The following is a 22156-nucleotide window of genomic DNA, read 5'->3' on the forward strand; positions in this document are numbered from 1 at the left end:
AAGAGGCGGACTGTGCCCTCGAGATTTGAATTTATAATCACCCGCTAATGACAAGCACTTGGCAGGTAAGTCGAACGAAAAGGAGCCACTTCATGTTTCAAGCCGTCGTCGATTTTCTTGAGGATTACGGTCCCTGGGGACTGTTCGCGCATTCCTTTCTGGATGCCGTCATATTCCCGATTCCCGCATTCTTCACGCAAGTTTCGCTCAGTATCGTCAATCCGACTACCGCGCTATGGCTGGCTACCGTAGGTTATATCGCCTGCTTATTAGGCACGCCGGTCGGTTATTATTTGGGCAAAGTGATGGGCAAATCCGTCCTATATCGGTTCCTCAAAGCTGAATGGATCGACGCGGCGACAAGCCGCTTCCAGAAGAACGGTGAATCCGCCATACTAATCGGTTCCTTCACTCCTATTCCGTTCAAGGTGTTCACGATATTATCCGGCTGCTTGAACTTCCCGCTGTGGCGCTTGATCGGGTATGCCGCCGTTGGCCGCGCCGTTAAGTTTTATGCGGTTGGCACTTTGTTTTACTTCTATGGGCGCGCGGCCGAATCGATGGTAAAGGACGTGTCGCTGTATACGTTCCTTGGCAGTATTCCGATTATTGCCGCTTTCCTCTTTATCCGGCACCGGCTCCGCAAGAAAAAGAAAGCCGGCGAGCAAGCGAATGGCGGCGAGCAGAACGCTGTCACCGATATACAGCCCGAACCGGACAAAAAAGCCGGAGGCGGAAGCGTGCAGGCGGAACCCGCTGGACTGCGCCACGACGCCTAAAAAAGAAAAGCTATCCCTATTGCCGCTCCTATCAAGAGCAGGAATAAGGATAGCTTTTTTCATTGCTTCCGCGATTACAGGGCGCTTCCGCCGAAGAGGAAGCGGTATTCCCAGTGCTTGCCGGTCACGACGCTAGTCGTTACGCCGCCGCTTTCATTGGAATACGTGTGCAAAATTTTGCCGTCGCCCAAATAAATGCCGCAATGCGTTATTTTTTGCGAAGACTTGTTGATGCCGCTATAGGCCGACGCGCTGCTGCCTTTATAAGACATAAAGAACATGAGATCGCCGCGTTTCAAATTGTTGATATTTGTTGTGTAGTTGCCTTTGTTCTTCACATATTCGCCTTGCTGACGGGAGTCTGCGGGCAGGGTTATGCCAAGAGCGTCTTTGAAGGCTTGTCTCACGAAATCGGAGCAGTCGAACGTCGCTGTCGTGTTGCGGTTCGAACCAAATTCATAAGGCGTGCCTAAATATTTCATGCCCGCGGCAATGACCTTTTCAACGGACGCGTTAGTCGATGCCGGCGTCGACGGCGTTTGCGTTGGAGCAGACGGCGCCGTAGCCGAGCCAGAGTTCGTTGTGCCCGAACTGACGGTACCGCTGCCAACGGACAGGTACTGAGACTGCGTCGAAACGTAGCCCTTGACGCCGTTCGCATCCGTAACCGCGTACCAGTAGCTGTTGTATTTGCTAGTCACTTTCACTTGCTCGCCCGCTTTCATGTAACGGATGCGAGAAGAAGAAGTCGAAGGTCCTTTTCGGAACGAGACTGATTTTTTCACAACAGCGTTAGATCCTGCTGAGGCTGCCGTTACCGTCTGTGCGGAGCTTCCGCTGACCATGTCCGTATATTTTGTATTGGAAGAGATATAACCCACTTTGCCGCTGGCGTCGCTAATCTTATACCAGCTTCCTGTTTCATCAATTATGGAAATGCTCTCGCCTTTCTTCAGCATGCGGATGACATCGCCCGATGCGGACGGTGCGGTGCGCATATTTACGCCCCAAGTCACTTCGGCAGCTTGCGCGGCATATGCTGCTGGCGCAGGCAGTACCGTCAAGGAACCAAACATAATTGCTGCTGTAACCGTCGCGGCTGCGACTTTTTGTTTCATCGTGTATTTCATGGAATACGCCTCCCCGGTTGTTGTAATGATGCCGTAATCGGCGACTACAACCATTGTAAGTTCGTCCACTAGCCTGGGCATCGACCCATGTTCCTAAATAGGACTAGCCGGGACTGGGAGTATGGGATTATAGGAAAACGCTGAGAAAAAATTAATAAAAGGCATCCCTATTATAGGGATGCCTTCACATTTTTTTAATGTTTGATATTTTTTTCAGCCGTCGCTTGAACTGCCACACCCTGTCGTATTTCACAAACATTAGGACCTTCTCATTTGTGTCCTAGGACCAATGACTCATTTTATCGATTTAGCCGCCGTCATTGGTCCAAATTACCAGCCGAGAATGGATGTCAATGTGGCGCCGATTGCGGCGTTTGTGTTTCTTCCTCGAGAGGCTCTACATGGACATGCACGCTCATAATATTATGCTTGCGTCCAAGCCTCCGCTCGATATCATCGCATATTTGATGGCTTTCGATGATCGTAAGCGCCGGATCTACCTGGATGATCACGTCGACCAGCACATTGCTGCCGTGAATGCGCGCTTTGATGTCTTTAATCATTAAGACGCCTTTTGTTTTGGCGATCGTTGACCGGAGCGTCTTCAGCTCCTTCTCGTCAAAGCCGTCCGTTAAAGCATGCGTCGAGCTGGAGAATATGTCCCAAGCCGTCTTGCATATGACGAGACCGACGGCAATTGCCGCAGCCGGGTCCAGCCATGGCATGCCAAACTGCGCGCCGATAATGCCGACAGCCGCGCCTATGCTGACCAGCGCGTCGGACAGGTTATCCTTAGCCGCCGCTTGCAGCGCTTGGTTATTTATTTTACGGGCTAAACGGCTGTTGTATACATAGACGGCGCCCATACATACCGCCGCAAACAGAGCCACCCATGCCGAGAACAGATTCGGCGTCGCCGGCTCGCCGTCAAAGATGGATTTGACGGCTGTGATCAGCACTTGGATGCCGACAGTCGCCATAATAAAGGAAGCTACAAGTGCCGCAATCGTCTCCGCCCGGAAATGACCATAGGGATGATCTTTGTCCGGCGGTTTTTGCGAGATACGCAAGCCGATAAGGACTGCAACCGAAGCGACGATATCGGTCAGGTTATTAAAACCGTCAGCCACAAGCGCGCCCGATACGAACCAATAGCCTGCGCCCAGTTTTAGCGCCGATAACGCCAAATATGCCGCGATGCTGACCCAAGCGCCCTTCTCGCCTTGTTTAATTTCATCATACTGTGTCAGAGTCGTACCCTCCTGCCATTCTCTAGCAAACATCTCTCGCTATCATACCCGACCGATCCCGTGTGGGTCTAGAGAAACAGTGTTGACCTTGTACGCACATTTATGCATAAGGGCAAAAAAGTGGGATAAGCGCCATACAGCCTAAGCGCCACATGAAAAAACCGCCTTGGGATTTCTCCCAAGACGGTTAGTTTGCGCATGCTATACCGCGTACATACGCTCGCGAAGCTCTTTAATTTCCGCGCTTTCCAGATATTCGTCATACGTCATCATCCGGTCGATTACCCCGTTTGGCGTAATTTCAACAATGCGGTTCGCGACCGTCTGAACAAACTGATGGTCATGCGATGTGAACAGGATCGTGCAGTCCGTATCGATCAGGCCGTTGTTCAGCGCCGTGATGGACTCCAGATCCAAGTGGTTCGTCGGCTCGTCTAGAATAAAGACGTTTGCGCCTTCCAGCATCATTTTGGACAGCATGCAGCGCACCTTCTCGCCACCGGACAGTACGCTTGCTTTCTTCATCGCGTCGTCGCCCGAGAACAGCATCCGTCCGAGGAAGCCGCGCAGGAACGTCTCATCCGGATCCTTGGAATATTGACGAAGCCATTCCACCAGATTCAGGTCTACCCCGTCAAAATATTTGGAGTTGTCCTTAGGGAAATACGCGCGGGTCGTTGTTACCCCCCACGAATAGGTGCCCGCATCCGGCTCCAGCTCGCCGGCGATCAATTGGAAGAACGTTGTTTTCGGCAGTCCGTTCGGACCGACGAACGCAACCTTATCGCCTTTGTTGATCGTAATCGTCAGGTTGTCGATCAGCTTTTCGCCTTCGATGGACTTAGTGAGCCCTTCCACAAGCAGCAGCTGCTTACCGGCTTCGCGCTCGCCTTTAAATTGAATGAACGGATATTTCCGGTTAGACGGACGGATATCGTCCAGCGTAATTTTGTCCAAAAGCTTCTTCCGCGAAGTCGCCTGCTTGGACTTGGACTTGTTCGCGCTGAAGCGCTGGATAAACGCCTGCAGCTCTTTAATTTTATCTTCCTTCTTCTTGTTCTCCGCGCGCATCAGGGACAGAGCCAGCTGGCTGGACTCGTACCAGAAATCGTAGTTGCCCACATACAGCTGAATTTTGCCGAAGTCGATATCCGCGATATGCGTACAAACCTGGTTCAAGAAGTGACGGTCATGGCTGACCACGATAACGGTGCCTTCATACTTCGAGAGGAAGTCTTCCAGCCAACGAATCGATTCGATGTCCAAATGGTTGGTAGGCTCGTCAAGGAGCAGGATTTGCGGATTGCCGAACAAGGCTTGCGCCAAAAGGACGCGAACCTTCTCGTTGCCGCCCAGCTCCGCCATTTTTTTGTGATGCAAATCCGTACCGATGCCAAGGCCGTTCAGCATTTCAGCCGCTTCCGACTCCGCTTCCCATCCGTTCATCTCGGCAAATTCGGCTTCCAGCTCGCCGGCGCGCATGCCGTCTTCATCCGTAAAATCGGCTTTGGCGTAAAGCGCATCCTTCTCTTTCATCACTTCATACAGTCTCTTATGACCCATAATGACGGTTTCGAGCACTTGGAACTCGTCATATTCGTAATGGTTCTGCTTCAGCACCGCAAGGCGCTCGCCTGGCGTAATATGAACCTCGCCCGACGTTTGCTCCACTTCACCGGAAAGAATTTTGAGGAACGTCGACTTGCCCGCGCCGTTCGCGCCGATCAAGCCATAGCAGTTCCCAGGCGTAAACTTAATATTAACATCTTCAAAAAGGGCTCGCTTCCCGTAACGAAGCGTAATGCCGCTCGTACTTATCATGGTTATTAATCCCGTCCTTCACTACAAAATCGCATTTTCTCGAACTATTATAGCACAGGCCCAACTAGAAACGAACCTTCGCAAGGAAGGTTTCTTGTAAAGACTCGAATAAATAGGAAATTCAACACTATTAATCCATTTTAGACGAAGCCTCCAGCTTCGCACTATGCAAGGATACCCCCGCAAAGCTTCCCTTGCGGAGGTATGTATTGAACCGCATATGCTTTAGTCCCAGTTCAGCTTCACTTCATGTCCTGTCTTGGAGGATTCATAAATGGCATCCAAAATCCGGTTGTTGGTATAACCGGACAGAGCGGATGTAATCGGCGCTTTGCCCTCACGGATACAATCTATGAAATGCTTCATCATCAGGATCCGGTCTTCTTCGCCTTCAAGCGGAGCAATTTCGGTTTCGACCACTTGATTGTCCTTATGCGTGACATAAGTGCCCTTCTCCCCGATGATCGAAATGCCGCCTTTCGTTCCCATCAAGTGGATGAACGGCTCCTCCGGCAATCCGGCGGAGTGCGCTGCCCAGCTGACGTCAAGCGCCAGTGTAGCGCCATTATCCAGCTTAATGAGCGCCGATGCGAGATCCTCTACATCGTAGTAGCCGTCCCAATTCGGAGTTCCCCAGTTCCCGATGCCTTCCTTATTGGGGCCAAATTCCGCATAGGTAGAGCCGAATACGGATACCGGCTTCGGATTGCCCATCAAATAAAGCGACAGGTCCAGCATATGCACCCCGATGTCGATGAGCGGCCCGCCCCCCGATTGGTCCTTGCGCGTGAACCAGGAGCCCCAGCCCGGAATGCCTTTCTTGCGGAGCCAGCCCGTCTTCGCGTTATAGATGCGTCCGACCTCGCCGCTTTCAATGATCGCCTTAACCGCGCGGCTCAGTCCCCTCCATCTCATCTGATGCGACATCATCAGCACTTTGCCCGATTGCTCCGCCTGCTCGTAGATCGTTCTAGCCGCGGCGGAATCGATTGCCATCGGCTTCTCCAGCAGCACATGCTTGCCGCGACCTAACGCCTCGACCGCAAGCTCCGCATGGAATTTGTTCGGAACGCCGATTACGACGGCATCGATGCTTTCATCCTGCAGCAGCGCGCCCGGATCGGGATATACAGTCTTAATGCCGTGCTCCTCCGCCCGCTGTTCAGCGAGAGGCTGATAAGCGTCAGCGACAGCCGTCACTTCCGCGCCGTCTACTTGGGCTAACGTGCCCATATGGACGTTGCCGATTCCTCCCGCTCCGATGATGCCGATTGAAATGGTATTCTGGCTCATAAAAGACCCTCCTAATATGAATGCTAGTATGACAATAAGTGAAAACGTAATATAGTTGGGCGCCTGCTCACACCTCGGAACCGTCCGCAAGCCTCCATGTCTCCCCATGCGGGAGCAGGATAACGCGCTCCTGGTTCAGCCCTCTGCGAAGACGTTCCGCCTCCAGCCGGTCGAGCGCTTCGCGCGGCGTGTCATCCGCCAGCTTAAACGCGCCGTAATGCATCGGGACGAACCAATTCGCTCCCACATCCTCGAACGCCTGCAAAGCTTCCTCCGGCGTAACATGCTGCGGTCCCATGAACCATTCCGGCTCATAAGCGCCGATCGGCATCAGCGCCACATCGATATGGAAGCGGCTGCCGATTTCTTTGAAGCCTCGAAAATATCCGCTGTCCCCCGCAAAATATACCGTCGGCGACGAGGAAACAAGCGGTCTCGGACCCCTTCCTTCCATACGGCCGGGCTTCACCGCTCCGCCAGTGTCCAGGGATGCCGCTGCTTCGTTGCGAGAAGCCGTCACCGATTCGTCCTGCTTCTTGCCGGATCCGCCGCCTTTCTCCATCGCAGCTTCACGCTTGGCTGCCGGCTCTACGACCCAGCCGCCCCAATGGGAGCTGTTCGTATCCCATGGATTGCGGCGTGTCCAGTGCTGAGACGGGACAAACGTGAAGGTGACGCCGTTCTCCGTCACGGAGTCCCACCATCCCAGCTCTTTCACTCTGCTGAACCCTTTAAGCCTTAGTTTATTGCTTAAGCCGGCGGGAACAAGCAGCAGCTTCTCTCCCTTCAGCCTCCTTAAGGAGGAGATATTGAGATGGTCGTAATGCGAATGCGAAATTAACACGATATCGATAGGCGGCATCTCATCGATCGGAACGCCCGGCGGAGCCAGCCTCTTTTGGAAGGCCATCTGGCCTGCCCATACGGGATCGGTAATGATATTAAGTCCCCCGAGCTGAATAAAGAAGGTCGAGTGGCCGATCCACGTTATCGAGGGAATGTCCCTGTTGCGCGCCAGAAACGGCAAATCCGGCTCTACGTTAGGCACCCTATACGAATAGTCCTTCAGCTTCAGCTTCCGGATTCGTTCTTGACGCCATCGTTTTAGATGCTTGTAGGAATTATGCAGTTCGACCTGATCCTGATTTTCGAATCTTCTTATCCTCAAGTTGGGCTTACCCTCCTCGCATGCTTATGCATACCATTAAGATACCAAGCGATAGGTATGCAATGCAAATAAGGCCTTGCGTCCCCCGCAAAGTCGGCCGCATCTTTTACAATTTACTCCCGGGACAGGATCGATGGTGCCGTCGGCTGGGAATATCCGCTAATGTCATGGTATAGTAGAAATGACTGCTGCGGCAAACGCAGAAATCGACATTTTCACCCGCTAAAGGAGGAACTCTTCTTATGAAGCTTTTATCGATAGAACCAACGCCGAGCCCGAATTCCATGAAGCTTAACCTGGATGAGACGCTGCCGCGCGGACGCAGACTGACTTTTCTGGCGAGCGAAGCCGAGCAGGCGCCGGAGCCGCTCAAAGGCCTGCTTGGCATAGACGGCGTCAAAAGCGTATTCTGGACGGCGGATTTCATTGCGCTGGACCGCAAGCCAAGCGCTGATTGGGCGCGGATTCTCGCGGATGCGCGCGCGCTGCTCCAAGCCGATGGAGACGGCCAAAGCCAATCAGGCGGCGGAGCCGGCGTCGCTACCGGCTTCGGCGAAGCGCAGGTTCTGGTTCAAATGTTCCGCGGCATACCGATCCAGGTCAGAGTCCGCATGAACGACCGTGAGGTCCGTTCGGCGCTGCCCGCCAAATTCGCCGACGCGGTGAACGCTGCGGCAGGGTCCAGCATGATCCGGGAACGAAAGCTGGAGGAACTCGGCGTCCGTTATGGCGAGCCGGAGGAAATCGCGGAAGAAATCGTCCGGGAGCTCGATGCGACCTATACGGACGAGAGGCTGTCAGCACTGATCGCAGCCTCCCTCGAAGCAGGACCCGGTGAGCAGGCGTCGCCCGCTGCGCCTAGACCGGCGCCGCTTACTCTGGAAGAGACCGTGCAGGCGTTCCAATCCGACGATTGGCAGGTCCGTTACGCCGCGCTGGAGCGTTATGTCAGCGCACCGGAAGGGATTCCGCTGCTGGCGAAAGCGATCCGCGACGAGAACGCGTCGATCAGACGTCTAGCGGTCGTCTATCTGGGCGATCTTCGTTCGCCGGAGTCTCTGCCCCTCCTGTTCGAAGCGCTGAAAGACCGCTCTTCCTCCGTCAGAAGAACTGCCGGCGATACGTTGTCCGATATGGGTGACCCTGCCGCAATCGGACCGATGATCGAGGCGCTTAAGGATAAAAACAAGCTGGTGCGGTGGAGAGCCGCCAGGTTCCTGTATGAAGCCGGAGACGAGACGGCGATTGAAGCGCTCGAAGAAGCGGCGAACGACAGCGAATTCGAAGTGAAGCTGCAAGCCCAAATCGCGCTCGAGAGAATTAAGCGCGGCGAGGAAGCGGCCGGCTCGGTATGGCAGCAGATTACGGCCGCGCGCAATCAAGAGCAGGATATCAATTAATCGCTGCAAAAAAGCCCGCAAGACGCATTAGCCTTTGTCTGTAATGGCTAATAGGTCCTGCGGGCTTCTTATATTCACGCGCTTACTGGTAGCTCAAATGAATATTAACTAGCAGCGATTCGTCGCTGCCGAATTTCTCGTAGCTGGCGCGGTAGCCGACCGCCACGCCGACGCCATCAAAAGCCGCTTTCAGAGCTTCGGGGAAAGCCTCCCCATCCTTATAGCGGAACTCCAAATTCGTCGTCCGCGAACGAACGGCAGTATGGATCTTGTCGCGGAGCTGCTCCTCGTCGGTTACCGTATGCGCTTCGTCGAACCAGTGCAAGCCAAGCGACAGCTTCAGCTTGTTGTAGCGCAGCGCGTCCTTCTCGCCGCTTTCTTGCACCAACGTCTCCACCGTATCCGCATAGGAGACGGCAGCAGCCGGATACGTCCTCGTCCACTGGTGGTCGGCGCGCAGCTCTTCATCCGTTTTCAAATAATACGTATACCGGATGCGGTCATCCTCCACGCCTATCGGATCATCCCATGTCAAATCAAGATGGTACCAAACGCCGTCCAGCTGCACCATATTCCAAGCGTGCTCGCCTGTATTTACCGTTCCTTCCGCGATAAGCACCGGTATGCCGGCTTTATCCAGCATACGGTAACCAAGTAGCGTATAGCCCTGGCAGACCGCTTTGCCGAGGGAAACGGCGTTGTAAGCCGTGTAATAATTCAAAGACTGATCGTATTCCACATGCGTAACGACCCAGTCATGGATCGCCTTCACTTTCTCATGATCGTTCATTTCGGGCCTTAAAATTTCGGCCAGAGCCTCTTCAATGACGCGGTCGACCTCCGCCGTCTGCTCAAGCGTCTCGCGATACCGCGCCTCTACTGTAATGGTCGATTTATTGCCCCAGCTGCGTATGGTGTAGATGTACGATTCCAAAATATAAGCCGAATAATCATCATGCCTTAGCGCATCGCGAATGATGCTAGTCATGTTTTCCGAAAGCTTCTTTTTGTCCCCCGTATAGGTCACCGAAAACCGCTCGGAACGCTCCTTGAATCCTGCCGCGAGCTCAAGCTCCAGCTTGCCGTAAGGCCGCTCCGTCTGGGCATTGCCGCCATCCAGCTTTTGAAGCGTCACCCGCTCCCCTTCAGCCGGCTCCATCGCAACCTCCGACTTCGCGAACTTCGGGAACAAATCCAGCTTCTGGTCGAGACTGTATGCCGCTAAGACGATCACAACAAGCAACAGCAGCCTGGCCATTCCTTTTCGCATACGTTCCTCCTCAAATGGTTCACGTAAGTGAAACATACTTCGAAAGCGTAGGCGCTTCACGCCTATTCCTACCATCATATGCTTGGATATAAAAATCATGCTAGATTGCGGCGCCGTTTTCGCTTCCGATTACCGTTATAGGGATGCAGCAGCCTCCGTGAAAGCCCGCGCGCGATCCGTCACAAGGTCGAACCGGCCTTCCTTCACCCATTCCATGTTAACGAGCTTGCCGCCCATACCGACCGCATTCGCGCCCGCGGCAAAATAATCCTTTATATTGTGCATATCCACACCGCCCGTCGCCAAGATCGGCACATCGTTCAGCGGGCCTCGTATCTCCTTCAAGTAGCCCGTTCCAAGCGTCCCCATCGGGAACAGCTTAACCGCGTCGGCTCCTGCTTTTATCGCCTTTACGATTTCGGTCGGCGTCATCACGCCCGGCCAGACGGAGATGCCGCGCCCGCGCCCATAAGCGATAACCTCTTCATCTAGGTTCGGCGAGATAAGAAACTGCGCGCCCGCCGCCACCGCTTCTTCCGCCTTCCTCACGTCGATGACGGTTCCGGCGCCGATTCGCGCTTCCGCGCCGAATTTCTCGCGCCAACGGCTGATCATAGCCGGCGCTCCGTCCGTATTCATCGTGATCTCCATCAGCCGAATGCCGCCGTCGATCAATGCTCTGGCCGTATCGTCCGCGCGGCCGTCCTCGATTCCGCGAAGGATGGCGACGATTTTATGTTCGAGCAGTTCGTTCAGCATACTATTCATCATGGCTTGCTCCTCTCCAATACTCGCGTAAAATTCGAATAAATAGATTCGGGAATGGCAGCTTGTCCATCTCCTCGCGCCCTATCCAGCGATATTCGGCGCGCTCCGCCGTCTCGTATTGCTCTCTGGATTCCGCAGCCGCAGACCAATCTTGGAAAGCGGTATAGACCTCGCCCAGATCCGCGGTATATACACGCATATACCAATGAATATGACTGAACACATGATCCGCGTCCGTGAACCATCCGGTCGGTCGGACAAGCAAGCCCGTTTCTCCTTCCAGCATGCGGGTTACCGATTCGGCAAGCGCACCGCTTTCCTTCGGTATACCAGCCTGTTCCCAACCGTCCTTCACATCCTCCAGCAGCATATGCGGCAGCTCCCACATCTGGGCAAGCAATCCCGTATCCGGCCGCCTGCGGACGAGCACCTTCCCTGCATGCTCTCCGCTGCCTTCCACGATGACCGACAGCCGATATTCGGGACGGGGAGGCTTCGCTTTTGTTTTGATCGGAAGCTCCGACTCTCTGCCGGCAAGCCTTGCTTCGCAATGCTCCATAACCGGGCATGGCAGGCAGCTTGGCGATTTGGGCGTACACACAAGCGCTCCCAATTCCATCAAAGCCTGATTGAAATCACCCGCCGCTCCTTCCGGAATAAGCGACGCCGCCAGCTTCTCGATGCCGATTCTCGTTTTTGGTTTGGCGATATCGTCCTCCAAGCAGAAATAGCGGGACAGCACCCGCATCACATTGCCGTCGACTGCCGGCTCCGGCCGGTTAAACGCGATGCTCATAATCGCTCCTGCCGTATACGGGCCAACGCCCTTTAAGCCTGCTACCGCATCTTTATTATCCGGTATGATGCCGTTATACAGCTCCATGACCATTTTTGCGCCAGCCTGCAAGTTTCTTGCCCGGGAATAATAGCCGAGACCTTCCCAGCACTTCAGCACCTCTTCCTCAGGCGCTTCGGCCAAAGCTTGTACGGTCGGGAAGCTGGCCATAAACCGTTCGAAATATGGAATGACCGTATCCACCCTGGTCTGCTGCAGCATAATTTCCGACACCCAAATTCGGTATGGATCCCGGTTCTTCCGCCACGGCAAGTCCCGGTTTCCCCGTCTATACCAGGCTAGCAGCTCCTCGCTGAAATATGTTTTTGCAATTTGAGTTGTCATCTATCGGTTCCTTCCGCAAGGTTGTTAGAATTCTCGTTATCCTCTATTATACGAATTATATGACGGAATGCCTATGGACAGCATTGACACAGAGAAGAGGGGGATACGAATGACAGCCATTCATCGAGCTCAAGCTTATTTCGTTAAAATATTGGGAGCCGCCGCTATATTGGCTCTAGCGGCAGGATGCGGCGGAGGCGGGGTCTCGAAGACGGACGCCCTTCAGGATGCGCCAAGCGAGGTAGCCGCGTTGTACAAAGCGGAATGTCTCAGCTGCCATGGCAATGACCTGCAGGGACGTGTGGGGCCGAATACGAATTTGGAGAAGGTCGGCTCACGGATGAGCGCGGATGAAATCGTCGCCCAAATCGAGCAGGGAGAAGGCGTTATGCCCGCCTTCGCAGACCAGCTGACGAAAGAACAGATTCAAGGCCTCGCTGATTGGCTGAGCGGGAAGAAATAAAGGATGTGCCGGACATAAAAAAGCTGTCTGCGCTTAGCGGCGAGACAGCTTTCATCTATTCGTGTCCTAATATCCGATAAAATGTCCATTCAGCTTCGGCGATCTCAGCCGTTCATCCACAGTAGGACCGGCATACGTCCAGTTTGTGTCGCCCATTTGAGGATGAGAAGGGAATAAATCGCCTTGCACAAGCAGCAAATCATCGCCCCATTCGCTCAAGTACACGCCTTCATACTCCACCCATTGCCCTGATTTGAACCGGCGCTTCGCGCCATCCTGACGCTTTCTGTCCATGGCCATTCTCCCTTCGACTGATACTTGCTATATTACATGCAAGTATAGGCCAAAGGTTACGGTTTTATCCGCTCCACAACCGCAAACGCCGATGCAAGCGCCTTCTCATGGGTAATCGTCAAATGGACGGCCGTTTCCTCGGCATTCAGCCGCAGCTTCTCCCAGGCCTTCTCTGAAAGCACGACATAAGGCTTGCCGCTGACGTCCCTTCTAATATCCATATCTTCGAAGTTAAGCAGCCCGCCAATCCCGCAGCCGAAAGCTTTGGAGATCGCTTCCTTGGCGGCGAACCGGCCCGCGACGAATTGGTGCAGCCGTGCGCCGCTATAAGACCGCGCCGTCTCCTGCTCTTGCTCGGTCAAAATCCGCTGCAGAAAACGTCCGCCATGCCTGCTTCCCAGCGTACCCGATATGCGCGTCACGTCCGTCAGATCATGTCCAATTCCAATAATCACGCGCAAGCGCCCCCTTTTCCATGAAGGTGACATTAGCAGAAGGAACCGGAGATGTCAAGAATGAGCGCCGCAGCCGCGGGCACGGGCTTTGCAAGGGCGTTTTTCGCCATTGCAGCTTCCGCAGGCGCGGGCACGGGCTTTGCAAGGGCGCTTTTCGCCATTGCAGCCTACGCAGCCGCGGGCGCGGGCTTGGCAATGGCGCTTTTCGCCATTGCAGCCTACGCAAGCGCGGGCACGGGCTTTGCAAGGGCGTTTTTCGCCATTGCAGCTTCCGCAGCCGCGGGCGCGGGCTTTGCAAGGGCGCTTTTCGCCTTTGCAGCCTACGCAAGCGCGGGCACGGGCTTTGCAAGGGCGCTATTCGCCATTGCAGCTTCCGCAGCCGCGGGCGCGGGCTTTGCAATGGCGCTTTTCGCCTTTGCAGCTTCCGCAGCCGCGGGCGCGGGCTTGGCAATGGCGCTTTTCGCCTTTGCAGCCTACGCAAGCGCGGGCGCGGGCTTTGCAAGGGCGCTTTTCGCCTTTGCAGCTTCCGCAGGCGCGGGCGCGGCTTGGCAATGGCGCTTTTCGCCATTGCAACCTCCGCAGCCGCGGGGGCAGGCTTTGCAAGGGCGTTTTTCGCCATTGCAGCCTCCGCAGCCGCGGGCACGGGCTTTGCAAGGGCGCTTTTCGCCATTGCAGCTTCCGCAGCCGCGGGCACGGGCTTTGCAAGGGCGCTTTTCGCCATTGCAGCTCCCCGCCGCCCCCGACAAAAGAAGGCTGCCGGCCGGCAGCCTCCTAAAGCGCCGATCCCGGACAACTAGATGCCCGGGATCGGCGCGCGTTTATGCTCTGTCTTCAAGTAATGCTTCTCCAGCTTCTCGCGAACTTCCGGCGCGATTTCTTTGCCTTCGAGATAGTCGCTGTTATCGTCGTACTTGATTCCCAGCTCATTCTCGTCCGTCTGGCCTTCCCACAGACCCGCAGTAGGGGCTTTTTGCAGCACGCTGTCCGGTACGCCGAGATATGCCGCGATTTGGCGAATCTGGCGTTTGTTCAGGGAACTGAGCGGCGTAATATCTACTGCGCCGTCCCCCCACTTGGTGAAGAAGCCGGTCAGCGCCTCCGACGCATGATCCGTGCCCACGACAAGGAGATTCAGATCGAAAGCAAGCGCATACTGCATCACCATTCGCGTTCTGGCCTTTACATTGCCCTTGCCGCCCCGGCTAAGATGCCGGGACATGCCGATTGCCTTGAAGCTGTATTCCACTTCAAGCGCAATCTCGTCGACGGCTTCCTCGATGTTCGTTTCAGCCTTATATTTCAGATCAAAGGCTTCCGCGACGGCATAGCTGTCCGCGATATCCTCCTGCTCGCCATAGGGCTGAAACACGCCTAGCGTCATATATTCCCTGCCGGTCTCGGCTGTCAGCTCATCCGTTGCCCGCTTGCATAGACCCGTCGCGACCGCGCTGTCAATCCCGCCGCTAATCGCAATCAGCAAGCCGGTCGCCTTGACATCCAGCACATATTGCTTCAAGAAATCCACTCTTCTGCGGACTTCTTCCTCGGGGTCGATTACCGGCTTTACGCCGAACCGTTCAATGATTTGCTCCTGCAACGTCATGATACTGCTCCTATTAGCAATACTTATTAAATGCCTCTGTCAGATCAGCTGCGATTTCAACTGCGGAGCGGTTCTCGATTTGATGGCGCTCAATAAAATGTACAAGCTCTCCGTCCTTCATAAGCGCGATGGATGGTGAAGATGGCGGATACGGCGCAAAATATTCGCGAGCTTTCGCCGTAGCTTCCTTATCTTGACCTGCAAACACTGTGAACAAATGATCCGGAAGCTTCTCGTTCTGAAGAGCTTGCGCTACGCCAGGACGGCATTGGCCAGCCGCGCAGCCGCAAACGGAATTGATCACGACAAGCGCCGTTCCTTTGGCGTCCGGCAGGTTCGCTTCCACCTCTTCAGGCGTGCGAAGTTCCTTTATTCCAAGATTCGTAAGCTCGTCTCTCATCGGCTGGATCATGTCCAGCATATATCTTTCGAATGACATCGACATGTTGTGCACACTCCTTCAATGCTTTTTTTAGCTATTATAACGCCCCTTACGAAAATAAAGCAACCGGAGTTCAAGACTCCGGTTGCCCCTTTTCCTCCATGCCCCTATGAGCGGGCTGGATCATCTATACCGCTTGCCGCATCCTCCTCGGGATGGAGGAATCTGCCCGGCTCCGGCGCAATGCCCTTCTCGAAATAGTCCCTATTCTCCGACGACAGAAATCCGATGTCCTTGAAAGGATGAACCCACTCATCCCCCGACATGATTGCCGGATCCGTCTCGGTGCTCCATTGTTCAAGCGGAGATTGCTCCGACTCATACATATGGTCGCCGATCACAACGCCATATTGATTGACAAAGGGAGCCTCGGGACCTCTTCCTTTACGGAATTGCGGCAAAAATTCGATTTCGTACGGGTCCAGGGCCGGATCGTCGCTTCCGCTTGCCTCTCCGAACACATCCTTACCCTCTCCTGTATCGTTCACCACCTAACCTCCTTCAATACTTAGGTGGATGGACGATTCGGTCCGTTAAGCTTCTTATCGATGCCGAGCGTTTCTGCGCCGCCGACTCTCGCTTTGTTCTGCGCGGCCTGCTGCTTTTGCTGCAAGGAATCATTGCTTCCCTTAACGCGATCTGTCATGAGCTTCTCCTCCTTTTCGGATGCGGCTGCCGGGAGCGGCACCGCTCTTTCCAATCATGGATTATTATGCTCACCGCGCTCTTCCATTATGATAAAGGTAACGATAAATGTAGTCCCTTTCCCTTCCTCGCTTTGGACGTCAATTCTTCCCCCATGCCTTTCGGCGATACTCAAACATAACGGCAGCCCCAGCCCCGTTCCCCGTGTCTTGGTCGTAAAAAAGGGCTCGAACATGTTTTTCATCTTATCCGGCGAGATGCCTACGCCTTCGTCCGAGACATGCACGCTGACTTCGTTATTCTGATGGGCAGTCCAAATACGGAGAATGCCCTTTTCGCCCATCGCTTCCATTCCGTTCCGGGCTAGATTAAGCAGAAGCTGCTTCATCTCCCTATCGTTCAGCTTCATCAGCGGTAAATCCTTGCAGAGGTTTACCTCCATGCTTTGTCCGCGAAGGTTCGCGTCCGCGAGCAGTAAAGGCTCGAGATCCGTAATGATCGTATTAATGGATCCCTTCTCCATGACTAGCTCCCGATTTTGCGCAAGAGACAGGAAGTCGCTAATAATTAGATTCGCCCGGTCTAATTCGTCCATAATAATTCGGAAATATTCAAACTGATCCTTCGGACTCCGCTCTTGAATCAGTTGAACGAACCCGCGTATAACCGCCATTGGATTGCGAATCTCATGCGTGATGCTTGCCGCCATCTGGCCTACCAGGCTTAATCGCTCCATGCGCCCGATCTCGTCGCGCAATTTGTTAAGCTCCGTAATATCCTGCGCAATTAGCGCGGCCCCCGTCACTTCATGATTGTCGGAGTCGCGCAGCGTTACGACCGTATAGAGCAGCATTTTGTCATCTTCCGTATACGGCATCGTTGCACCAGCATCCCCTTGCAGCCCTTGATCGAGTAGCTTGGCGCCAATGTCATCGGGATGAAGAAACACGCGATTGTAAGGCTTCATAACCAAACTATTTACACTCGTATAGTCCGAACGCAAACAAAGCAGCCTTAAGCTTTCCTCATTCGCATGGGCGATCCGCCCCTCCTCGTCTACCATCAAGACGGCTAGCGGCGCCACATCGATAAATTGCTGGAGCTTCTCCACCTCATTGCGGTTGCTGATCGTCAATTGATTGACCCTGTTATGCAGCAGCTGCTTCTCCTTCACGCCTTCGATAATAAAAACCGAGAGCCATACCGCAAGAATCATGCCGGCGAAAGCCATAACAATATGAAGGGCAATCGTTAGCGTCCACGGTATGTCGAACCGGTACATGATCACGCTCATCGTACCCAATGCAATTGCAAGCTGGGCACTGATCGCGAGCAGCGCAATTTTCTCTTTTCGAGCAGCGGATGCCATATGAAAGCGCCTAATAATAATTAACATCAGGATCAGGGTAAAGCTTATAAAGACGAGGAATGAAACACTCTCGATCGTGTTGTCTAAAGTAGGAATCTTTAAAGCGGCGTACATCAACGTTAATATACCCAAGGCGCGATAACCGCCGTACAAGGATCCGATCAAAAAAGGCACGATTCGAAAATCAACCTCATATTCGTTCACCGTTGCTGTCGTCAGCAAGCATAATAGAATCGCGATACCGCTTGCGACCGAAATAAAAGGCGCAAAGCCCTTCCAACCGCGCTCTTTATCATGCCAAAGCAGGAATGAAAAAACTGGGAGAACTGAAAGGAAAAATTGTAGCAGCAAGTCCTTTAGCACAAAAGACCGGGCCTCCTTATGAGGTTAATTGAGAAGGCTTCTACAGCTTGCCGAGAATCCAATCCACAATATAACCTACCGTTACTTTACCGTCCTTATCATTATGAAGTTCATGCAAGCCTCCCGGCTTAGAGAACCAGTCGCATTTGTTTCCTAGACTCTCAGCCAGCTGCTTGCTTGCCTCATAGGAGGTAACCCGGTCAGCGTCTCCGTGCAGAAGCAACAAAGGAACATGCAGTTCGGACGCGTTGCGAAGCGCCCATTCCCCGGCCTTTTCCACTTCGAGAAACGCTCTTGGGGTAATCGTGGTATGACACAAGGGGTCGCTCTGAATAGGCGGAATATCGAGCTCGCTAGGCCTGAATAGATCTTCTGGCTTGAGCCCGGAAGATACGGGCATTGCCGGCGCTATTTTCGCTAAAACTCTTCCAGCCCATTCCTTGACTCTGGGCGGTTTGAACGCCAGTCGCAGCCAAGGGCTCGTTAAAATCAATCCGTGAATTTCCGGCTTCCTGGATAGTGCTGTATTGAATGCGATATTGCCGCCCATGCTATGTCCATATAGAAATACAGGCCTATCGGGATGACGATCGCATGCTTCTTCTATCACTCTGAGGGCATCGTCTACGGCCGCGCTCATCGCGTTCAAATGCCCGCGCTTTCCTTCGGAGCGCCCATGTCCCTGCAGGTCATAGCTTACAACCGTTAATCCTGAAGCGGTCATCTGTTCCGCCACGCCCTCATAACGACCGCTATGCTCGCCTTGCCCGTGAACGATGACAACAAGACCCTTGGATTGTCTATTAGAGGAGCCCCATTCTCGGACATGCAGCTTTCTGGCTTCCGTTCCAAGTACCTGCCATTCTTCGCGTACCACGACAATTAAGCCTCCTTGCCCATGTTCTATAATTAAATTATACTGGAAATCATGGTTTTGAATATAGAAAAGTTTAATTTTTTAAACTTATTGAGACTACATTTAGGAGCTTTGGTATGAGCTATGATGTTATTGTAATTGGAGCAGGATCGTCCGGATTAATGGCCAGCGTGTCTGCGGCGGAGCATGGAGCGAAAGTCCTTCTGCTCGATAAGGGCGACAAGCTCGGACGCAAGTTGGGCATTTCCGGCGGTGGCCGCTGCAACGTAACGAATGCAAAAGAAATGGATGAATTAATTAAAAACATACCAGGTAATGGTAAATATTTATACAGTGCACTTTCAAGCTTCGGCAATAAAGACATTATCGCCTTCTTTGAAAATTTGGGAATTCGGTTGAAGGAAGAGGATAACGGCAGAATGTTCCCTGTCAGCGATAAGGCAAAAACCGTCGTCGATGCCTTAGTAGGCAAGGTTCGATCGCTCGGCGTCGATATTCGGGTGAACAGTCCCGTTGACCGCGTCATTTACGAAGAAGGACGCACATCAGGCATTCGCCTGAAGTCAGGGGAGGTCATCCGGGGCGGCGCCATAATCGTTGCCGTCGGCGGCAAATCCGTTCCGCATACCGGCTCGACGGGTGACGGTTACGCTTGGGCGGAAGAAGCCGGCCATTCGATTGTGGAGCTCTTCCCAACCGAGGTGCCGCTCACGTCAAAGGAGCCGTTCATTCGGAGCAAGGAACTGCAGGGGCTGTCCTTGCGAGGCGTCTCGTTGTCGGTCTGGAACGCCAAAGGCAAGAAGGTGATCGAGCATGAGGGCGATATGATCTTTACGCATTTCGGCATATCGGGACCAATCGCGCTCCGCTGCAGCCAATTTGTCGTTAAAGGCATTAAGCAGAACGGCGGCGCTCCGGTACTCACAACCATCGATCTGCTGCCGGGCTTAAGTGTCGATGAAGTGTACAAGGAGTCTCTTGCCTTATGCAAAAACGAATCGCGAAAAAGCGTCAAAAACGCGATCAAAGGATTTTTGCAAGAGAGGCTCATTCCGCTGCTTCTTGCGAAGGCGGGAGTACAAGAGGATATTACTTACGATAATATTCCGAAGCAGGGATGGATGGAGCTCGCTAAGCTTGTTAAGGCTTTCCCTGTTATGGTGGACGGTACTTTGTCGATCGAAGAAGCTTTCGTTACCGGCGGGGGCGTAAATCTGAAAGAAGTGGATCCGAAATCGATGCAGTCCAAGCTGATGCCGGGCCTCTATTTCTGCGGCGAAATTTTAGATATTCACGGCTATACGGGCGGCTACAACATCACCGCCGCTTTTACGACCGGCTATAACGCGGGCAGGCATGCTGCACAGAACAGCAGGGAATAACGAGCTAGGAGGAGTCGGTCTCCTTCATTCATTAACATGCTTTTCTAAAGTGCATTCTGTCCTTGGCTAATTGTAAAAAGAGCGCTTCGCCCGTTGAAATCGGGAGAAGCGCTTTTTTTTTCAGCAGATATAGGTTTACGTATGAACGTCACCGATGAAATGGTTGTACTCTTCGGGATCGGGACGAAACTCGTCTTCGCCGTATTTTCCCGCTCCATCGTGATTATGCATCTGCTGCTGCCGCTCTTCTTCGTCCACCCAGTCTTCATTGACGACATGCGCCGGTATTGTAATGCCGTCCAACGCGTAAGCCGTATTGGTGATCGCTTCATCCTTGATCGCCGATTGCTCCACCAGCTGACCGCCGTGCGACTGCGCAATCTCAAGGGCCGAAGTCAGATCATTCCCGTCCACGTGAATATGCATACGCGTGTCGTTGTGCATAACAGGGTCGTAACCCAGCTCCTGCAGCAAATTCCGCGCAAGCTCCGCGCTCCTATTGTCGCTAAAGTCAAACATTATAGCCGCATGCTCTGACAACGTCATCTTCCCTTTCACTAGCTCGAATATAGTGTGACTCCCTACTTGTCATAGCATGCCAATTTTTCGGAAAATCATGTGCTACCTGCGCACATGACTGCATATCCGCCGATGCCTTGCCATGAAAGTCGGCCATCGCAGGCACGCAATGGTATTTTCCACCTTTACAGCGTCGACTGACGGCTATCGCGTGCATGCAATGGTGTTTTGCACCATTAGAGCAATAGTAGACGGCTATTGCTGGCTTGCAATGGTGTTTTCCACCTTTGCAGCACTTGCTGACAGCTATTCCGGGCGTGTAATGGTGTTTTTCACCATTACAGCAATAGCAGACGGCTATTGCGAGCGTGTAATGGTGTTTTCCACCTTTACAGCGCTGGCCGATGGCTATCGCGGGCTTGCAATGGTGTTTTTCACCCTTGCAGCACTCGCTGACAGCTATTCCGGGCGTGTAATGGTGTTTTTCATCTTTGCAGCACTAGCTGACAGCTATTCCGGGCGTGTAATGGTGTTTTTCACCTTTACAGCGCTGGCCGACGGCTATCGCAAGCTTGTAATGGTTTTTTCCGCCATTGCACCGCTGACTGGCGGTTCCCTCAGACACGCAATGGTGTTTTCCACCTTTGCAGCACTGGCTGGCGGCTGCCGCAGGCACGTAATGGTGTTTTCCACCCTTACAGCGCTGGCCGACGGCTATCGCAAGCTTGTAATGGTGTTCTCCGCCATTGCAGCGCTGACTGGCGGTTCCCTCAGACACGCAATGGTGTTTTCCACCTTTGCAGCACTAGCTGACAGCTATTCCGGGCGTGTAATGGTGTTTTTCACCTTTACAGCGCTGGCCGACGGCTATCGCAAGCTTGTAATGGTGTTCTCCGCCATTGCAGCGCTGACTGGCGGTTCCCTCAGACACGCAATGGTGTTTTCCACCTTTGCAGCACTGGCTGGCGGCTGCCGCAGGCACGCTTACCTCATCAGCCTTTTTACTGCTAGCTCGTCAACAACATAATAATGATTTCTCTTTCTATCGGGGTATAGCGGTTTAACTAACTTTTTCTCTATTAATGATCTAACCACTTGCTGGCACGTTTTAACTTTTCTGTTCAAACAAGCTCCCACATCGCCCATCCGGAAAGGACGGCCAATCATTCGCATGGAAAGCAGGGTTTCCCGTTCATATATTGTTAACTGTCCAGATGGTGCAGTTTGTCCAAGTCTTCCTAAAATTTCATAGACGGAGGCCCGGCATTGATCCGGCTTTTTATCGAGTTCATCCCAACTGAATGGTATATATACATAGTTACAGGCCGCTATTCTCCTAATTCGCATACGCTCCATATCAAAACGGTCTCTCGATATCAACTCAGCATGAACAACAAATCCATCGCATTCAAACGCCAAACCAAGCGGTTCATAAAAAACATCTATAAAGATCTTATATCCTGATGGAGTTATGATTTCATGCTCTAACCGGAAACCGTCAAATGATCGGAAAATAGGCCACAATATTTGCAATAGCTTCTTCTCACCGGTTAGGTCTCCAGACAATCTTTGAAGACGCATACCTTCAGCGCCTTCGCGCTGCTCTTTCAAAAACTTTTCATACGCCGCTTCAAACTCCATTTATTTTCCTCCATATCGTTCAAAATTAAAAACGCCGCACCTTT

General features: G+C 53.2%; 24 protein-coding genes. 6 read left to right on the forward strand and 18 right to left on the reverse strand.

What is annotated here, in order from left to right; all coding sequences use genetic code 11:
* The first annotated feature begins 92 nt into the window (after positions 1–92).
* Positions 93–779, forward strand: a complete 687-nt coding sequence (locus D3P08_RS10675) for a YqaA family protein (RefSeq protein ID WP_119599678.1) — start codon at positions 93–95, stop codon at positions 777–779.
* Between the two features lie 74 nt (positions 780–853).
* Here D3P08_RS10675 and D3P08_RS10680 read toward each other — a convergent pair whose 3' ends face one another.
* From D3P08_RS10680 to D3P08_RS10700, 5 genes are all read right to left on the reverse strand, one after another.
* Entirely contained in the window at positions 854–1897 is a 1044-nt protein-coding gene (locus D3P08_RS10680) for a C40 family peptidase (protein ID WP_119599800.1), read from the reverse strand.
* A gap of 362 nt (positions 1898–2259) precedes the next feature.
* Positions 2260–3192 carry a cation diffusion facilitator family transporter gene (locus D3P08_RS10685; RefSeq protein WP_276311146.1) on the reverse strand — a complete coding sequence of 311 codons (933 nt, stop codon included), beginning with the start codon at positions 3190–3192 and terminating at the stop codon, positions 2260–2262.
* Between the two features lie 168 nt (positions 3193–3360).
* Positions 3361–4980, reverse strand: coding sequence for an ABC-F family ATP-binding cassette domain-containing protein (locus tag D3P08_RS10690; protein ID WP_119599679.1), 1620 nt, complete (start codon positions 4978–4980; stop codon positions 3361–3363).
* A gap of 225 nt (positions 4981–5205) precedes the next feature.
* Positions 5206–6273 carry a Gfo/Idh/MocA family protein gene (locus D3P08_RS10695; RefSeq protein WP_119599680.1) on the reverse strand — a complete coding sequence of 356 codons (1068 nt, stop codon included), beginning with the start codon at positions 6271–6273 and terminating at the stop codon, positions 5206–5208.
* A gap of 67 nt (positions 6274–6340) precedes the next feature.
* Entirely contained in the window at positions 6341–7441 is a 1101-nt protein-coding gene (locus D3P08_RS10700) for an MBL fold metallo-hydrolase (RefSeq protein WP_119599681.1), read from the reverse strand.
* Between the two features lie 242 nt (positions 7442–7683).
* Here D3P08_RS10700 and D3P08_RS10705 point away from each other — a divergent pair, with 242 nt between their 5' ends.
* Entirely contained in the window at positions 7684–8841 is a 1158-nt protein-coding gene (locus D3P08_RS10705; protein WP_119599682.1) for a virulence factor, read from the forward strand.
* An 82-nt stretch (positions 8842–8923) separates the two neighbouring features.
* Here the strand turns inward: D3P08_RS10705 and D3P08_RS10710 are convergent, their stop codons facing one another.
* From D3P08_RS10710 to mutY, 3 genes are all read right to left on the reverse strand, one after another.
* A complete protein-coding gene (locus D3P08_RS10710; RefSeq protein WP_162848427.1) occupies positions 8924–10111 on the reverse strand; it encodes a transglutaminase domain-containing protein in 1188 nt (395 codons plus the stop codon).
* A gap of 135 nt (positions 10112–10246) precedes the next feature.
* Positions 10247–10882 carry a bifunctional 4-hydroxy-2-oxoglutarate aldolase/2-dehydro-3-deoxy-phosphogluconate aldolase gene (locus tag D3P08_RS10715; protein ID WP_338068716.1) on the reverse strand — a complete coding sequence of 212 codons (636 nt, stop codon included), beginning with the start codon at positions 10880–10882 and terminating at the stop codon, positions 10247–10249.
* Complete coding sequence (gene mutY / locus D3P08_RS10720) at positions 10872–12059, reverse strand: A/G-specific adenine glycosylase (RefSeq protein WP_119599685.1); 1188 nt, start codon at positions 12057–12059, stop codon at positions 10872–10874. The genes D3P08_RS10715 and mutY overlap by 11 nt, the downstream gene beginning before the upstream one ends.
* Before the next feature lie 109 nt (positions 12060–12168).
* Here mutY and D3P08_RS10725 point away from each other — a divergent pair, with 109 nt between their 5' ends.
* Entirely contained in the window at positions 12169–12522 is a 354-nt protein-coding gene (locus tag D3P08_RS10725; RefSeq protein WP_119599686.1) for a c-type cytochrome, read from the forward strand.
* A 66-nt stretch (positions 12523–12588) separates the two neighbouring features.
* On the opposite strand, the gene D3P08_RS10730 is transcribed toward D3P08_RS10725, so the two are convergent.
* A complete protein-coding gene (locus D3P08_RS10730) occupies positions 12589–12816 on the reverse strand; it encodes a hypothetical protein (protein ID WP_119599687.1) in 228 nt (75 codons plus the stop codon).
* Positions 12817–12872: 56 nt separating this feature from the next.
* Entirely contained in the window at positions 12873–13271 is a 399-nt protein-coding gene (acpS, locus tag D3P08_RS10735) for a holo-ACP synthase (protein WP_119599688.1), read from the reverse strand.
* A 545-nt stretch (positions 13272–13816) separates the two neighbouring features.
* Here acpS and D3P08_RS27080 point away from each other — a divergent pair.
* On the forward strand, positions 13817–14068 hold the full coding sequence (locus tag D3P08_RS27080) for a hypothetical protein (RefSeq protein ID WP_147381795.1): 252 nt from the start codon (positions 13817–13819) through the stop codon (positions 14066–14068).
* Here D3P08_RS27080 and nadE read toward each other — a convergent pair.
* From nadE to D3P08_RS10770, 6 genes are all read right to left on the reverse strand, one after another.
* The gene (gene nadE / locus D3P08_RS10745) at positions 14065–14874 is read right to left on the reverse strand and encodes an ammonia-dependent NAD(+) synthetase (protein WP_119599690.1); all 810 of its coding nucleotides are present in this window, start codon (positions 14872–14874) and stop codon (positions 14065–14067) included. The two genes, D3P08_RS27080 and nadE, sit on opposite strands and share 4 nt — an antisense overlap.
* A 13-nt stretch (positions 14875–14887) precedes the next feature.
* A complete protein-coding gene (locus D3P08_RS10750; protein ID WP_119599691.1) occupies positions 14888–15319 on the reverse strand; it encodes a BrxA/BrxB family bacilliredoxin in 432 nt (143 codons plus the stop codon).
* Between the two features lie 104 nt (positions 15320–15423).
* Positions 15424–15804, reverse strand: coding sequence for a DUF3905 domain-containing protein (locus D3P08_RS10755; protein WP_240647414.1), 381 nt, complete (start codon positions 15802–15804; stop codon positions 15424–15426).
* Positions 15805–15824: 20 nt separating this feature from the next.
* Entirely contained in the window at positions 15825–15962 is a 138-nt protein-coding gene (locus D3P08_RS27285) for a hypothetical protein (protein ID WP_162848428.1), read from the reverse strand.
* A 54-nt stretch (positions 15963–16016) separates the two neighbouring features.
* Entirely contained in the window at positions 16017–17693 is a 1677-nt protein-coding gene (locus D3P08_RS10765) for an ATP-binding protein (protein WP_119599693.1), read from the reverse strand.
* A 40-nt stretch (positions 17694–17733) separates the two neighbouring features.
* Complete coding sequence (locus tag D3P08_RS10770; protein WP_162848429.1) at positions 17734–18570, reverse strand: alpha/beta hydrolase; 837 nt, start codon at positions 18568–18570, stop codon at positions 17734–17736.
* Between the two features lie 116 nt (positions 18571–18686).
* Here D3P08_RS10770 and D3P08_RS10775 point away from each other — a divergent pair, with 116 nt between their 5' ends.
* On the forward strand, positions 18687–19952 hold the full coding sequence (locus tag D3P08_RS10775) for a BaiN/RdsA family NAD(P)/FAD-dependent oxidoreductase (protein WP_119599695.1): 1266 nt from the start codon (positions 18687–18689) through the stop codon (positions 19950–19952).
* 135 nt (positions 19953–20087) lie between these two features.
* Here the strand turns inward: D3P08_RS10775 and D3P08_RS10780 are convergent, their stop codons facing one another.
* Positions 20088–20471 (reverse strand): hypothetical protein, encoded by a 384-nt coding sequence (locus D3P08_RS10780; protein WP_240647415.1) that lies wholly within the window; start codon positions 20469–20471, stop codon positions 20088–20090.
* Positions 20472–20613: 142 nt separating this feature from the next.
* On the opposite strand from D3P08_RS10780, the gene D3P08_RS10785 reads away from it, so the two are divergent.
* Entirely contained in the window at positions 20614–21498 is an 885-nt protein-coding gene (locus D3P08_RS10785) for a hypothetical protein (RefSeq protein ID WP_147381796.1), read from the forward strand.
* Here the strand turns inward: D3P08_RS10785 and D3P08_RS10790 are convergent.
* A complete protein-coding gene (locus D3P08_RS10790; RefSeq protein WP_119599698.1) occupies positions 21456–22112 on the reverse strand; it encodes a hypothetical protein in 657 nt (218 codons plus the stop codon). The genes D3P08_RS10785 and D3P08_RS10790 overlap by 43 nt on opposite strands.
* Between the last annotated feature and the right edge of the window lie 44 nt (positions 22113–22156).

The organism is Paenibacillus nanensis, from assembly GCF_003583765.1.
GTDB classification, from domain to species: domain Bacteria; phylum Bacillota; class Bacilli; order Paenibacillales; family Paenibacillaceae; genus Pristimantibacillus; species Pristimantibacillus nanensis.

Bases quoted from the DNA above. Each gene is read 5' to 3' on its own strand.
- D3P08_RS10675 (WP_119599678.1), top strand. From the start codon at position 93: ATGTTTCAAGCCGTCGTCGATTTTCTTGAGGATTACGGTCCCTGGGGA.
- D3P08_RS10680 (WP_119599800.1), bottom strand. From the start codon at position 1,897: ATGAAACAAAAAGTCGCAGCCGCGACGGTTACAGCAGCAATTATGTTT.
- D3P08_RS10685 (WP_276311146.1), bottom strand. From the start codon at position 3,192: ATGTTTGCTAGAGAATGGCAGGAGGGTACGACTCTGACACAGTATGAT.
- D3P08_RS10690 (WP_119599679.1), bottom strand. From the start codon at position 4,980: ATGATAAGTACGAGCGGCATTACGCTTCGTTACGGGAAGCGAGCCCTT.
- D3P08_RS10695 (WP_119599680.1), bottom strand. From the start codon at position 6,273: ATGAGCCAGAATACCATTTCAATCGGCATCATCGGAGCGGGAGGAATC.
- D3P08_RS10705 (WP_119599682.1), top strand. From the start codon at position 7,684: ATGAAGCTTTTATCGATAGAACCAACGCCGAGCCCGAATTCCATGAAG.
- D3P08_RS10710 (WP_162848427.1), bottom strand. From the start codon at position 10,111: ATGCGAAAAGGAATGGCCAGGCTGCTGTTGCTTGTTGTGATCGTCTTA.
- D3P08_RS10715 (WP_338068716.1), bottom strand. From the start codon at position 10,882: ATGATGAATAGTATGCTGAACGAACTGCTCGAACATAAAATCGTCGCC.
- mutY (WP_119599685.1), bottom strand. From the start codon at position 12,059: ATGACAACTCAAATTGCAAAAACATATTTCAGCGAGGAGCTGCTAGCC.
- D3P08_RS10725 (WP_119599686.1), top strand. From the start codon at position 12,169: ATGACAGCCATTCATCGAGCTCAAGCTTATTTCGTTAAAATATTGGGA.
- D3P08_RS10730 (WP_119599687.1), bottom strand. From the start codon at position 12,816: ATGGACAGAAAGCGTCAGGATGGCGCGAAGCGCCGGTTCAAATCAGGG.
- nadE (WP_119599690.1), bottom strand. From the start codon at position 14,874: ATGACGTTGCAGGAGCAAATCATTGAACGGTTCGGCGTAAAGCCGGTA.
- D3P08_RS10750 (WP_119599691.1), bottom strand. From the start codon at position 15,319: ATGTCGATGTCATTCGAAAGATATATGCTGGACATGATCCAGCCGATG.
- D3P08_RS27285 (WP_162848428.1), bottom strand. From the start codon at position 15,962: ATGACAGATCGCGTTAAGGGAAGCAATGATTCCTTGCAGCAAAAGCAG.
- D3P08_RS10775 (WP_119599695.1), top strand. From the start codon at position 18,687: ATGAGCTATGATGTTATTGTAATTGGAGCAGGATCGTCCGGATTAATG.
- D3P08_RS10780 (WP_240647415.1), bottom strand. From the start codon at position 20,471: ATGTTTGACTTTAGCGACAATAGGAGCGCGGAGCTTGCGCGGAATTTG.
- D3P08_RS10785 (WP_147381796.1), top strand. From the start codon at position 20,614: ATGAAAGTCGGCCATCGCAGGCACGCAATGGTATTTTCCACCTTTACA.
- D3P08_RS10790 (WP_119599698.1), bottom strand. From the start codon at position 22,112: ATGGAGTTTGAAGCGGCGTATGAAAAGTTTTTGAAAGAGCAGCGCGAA.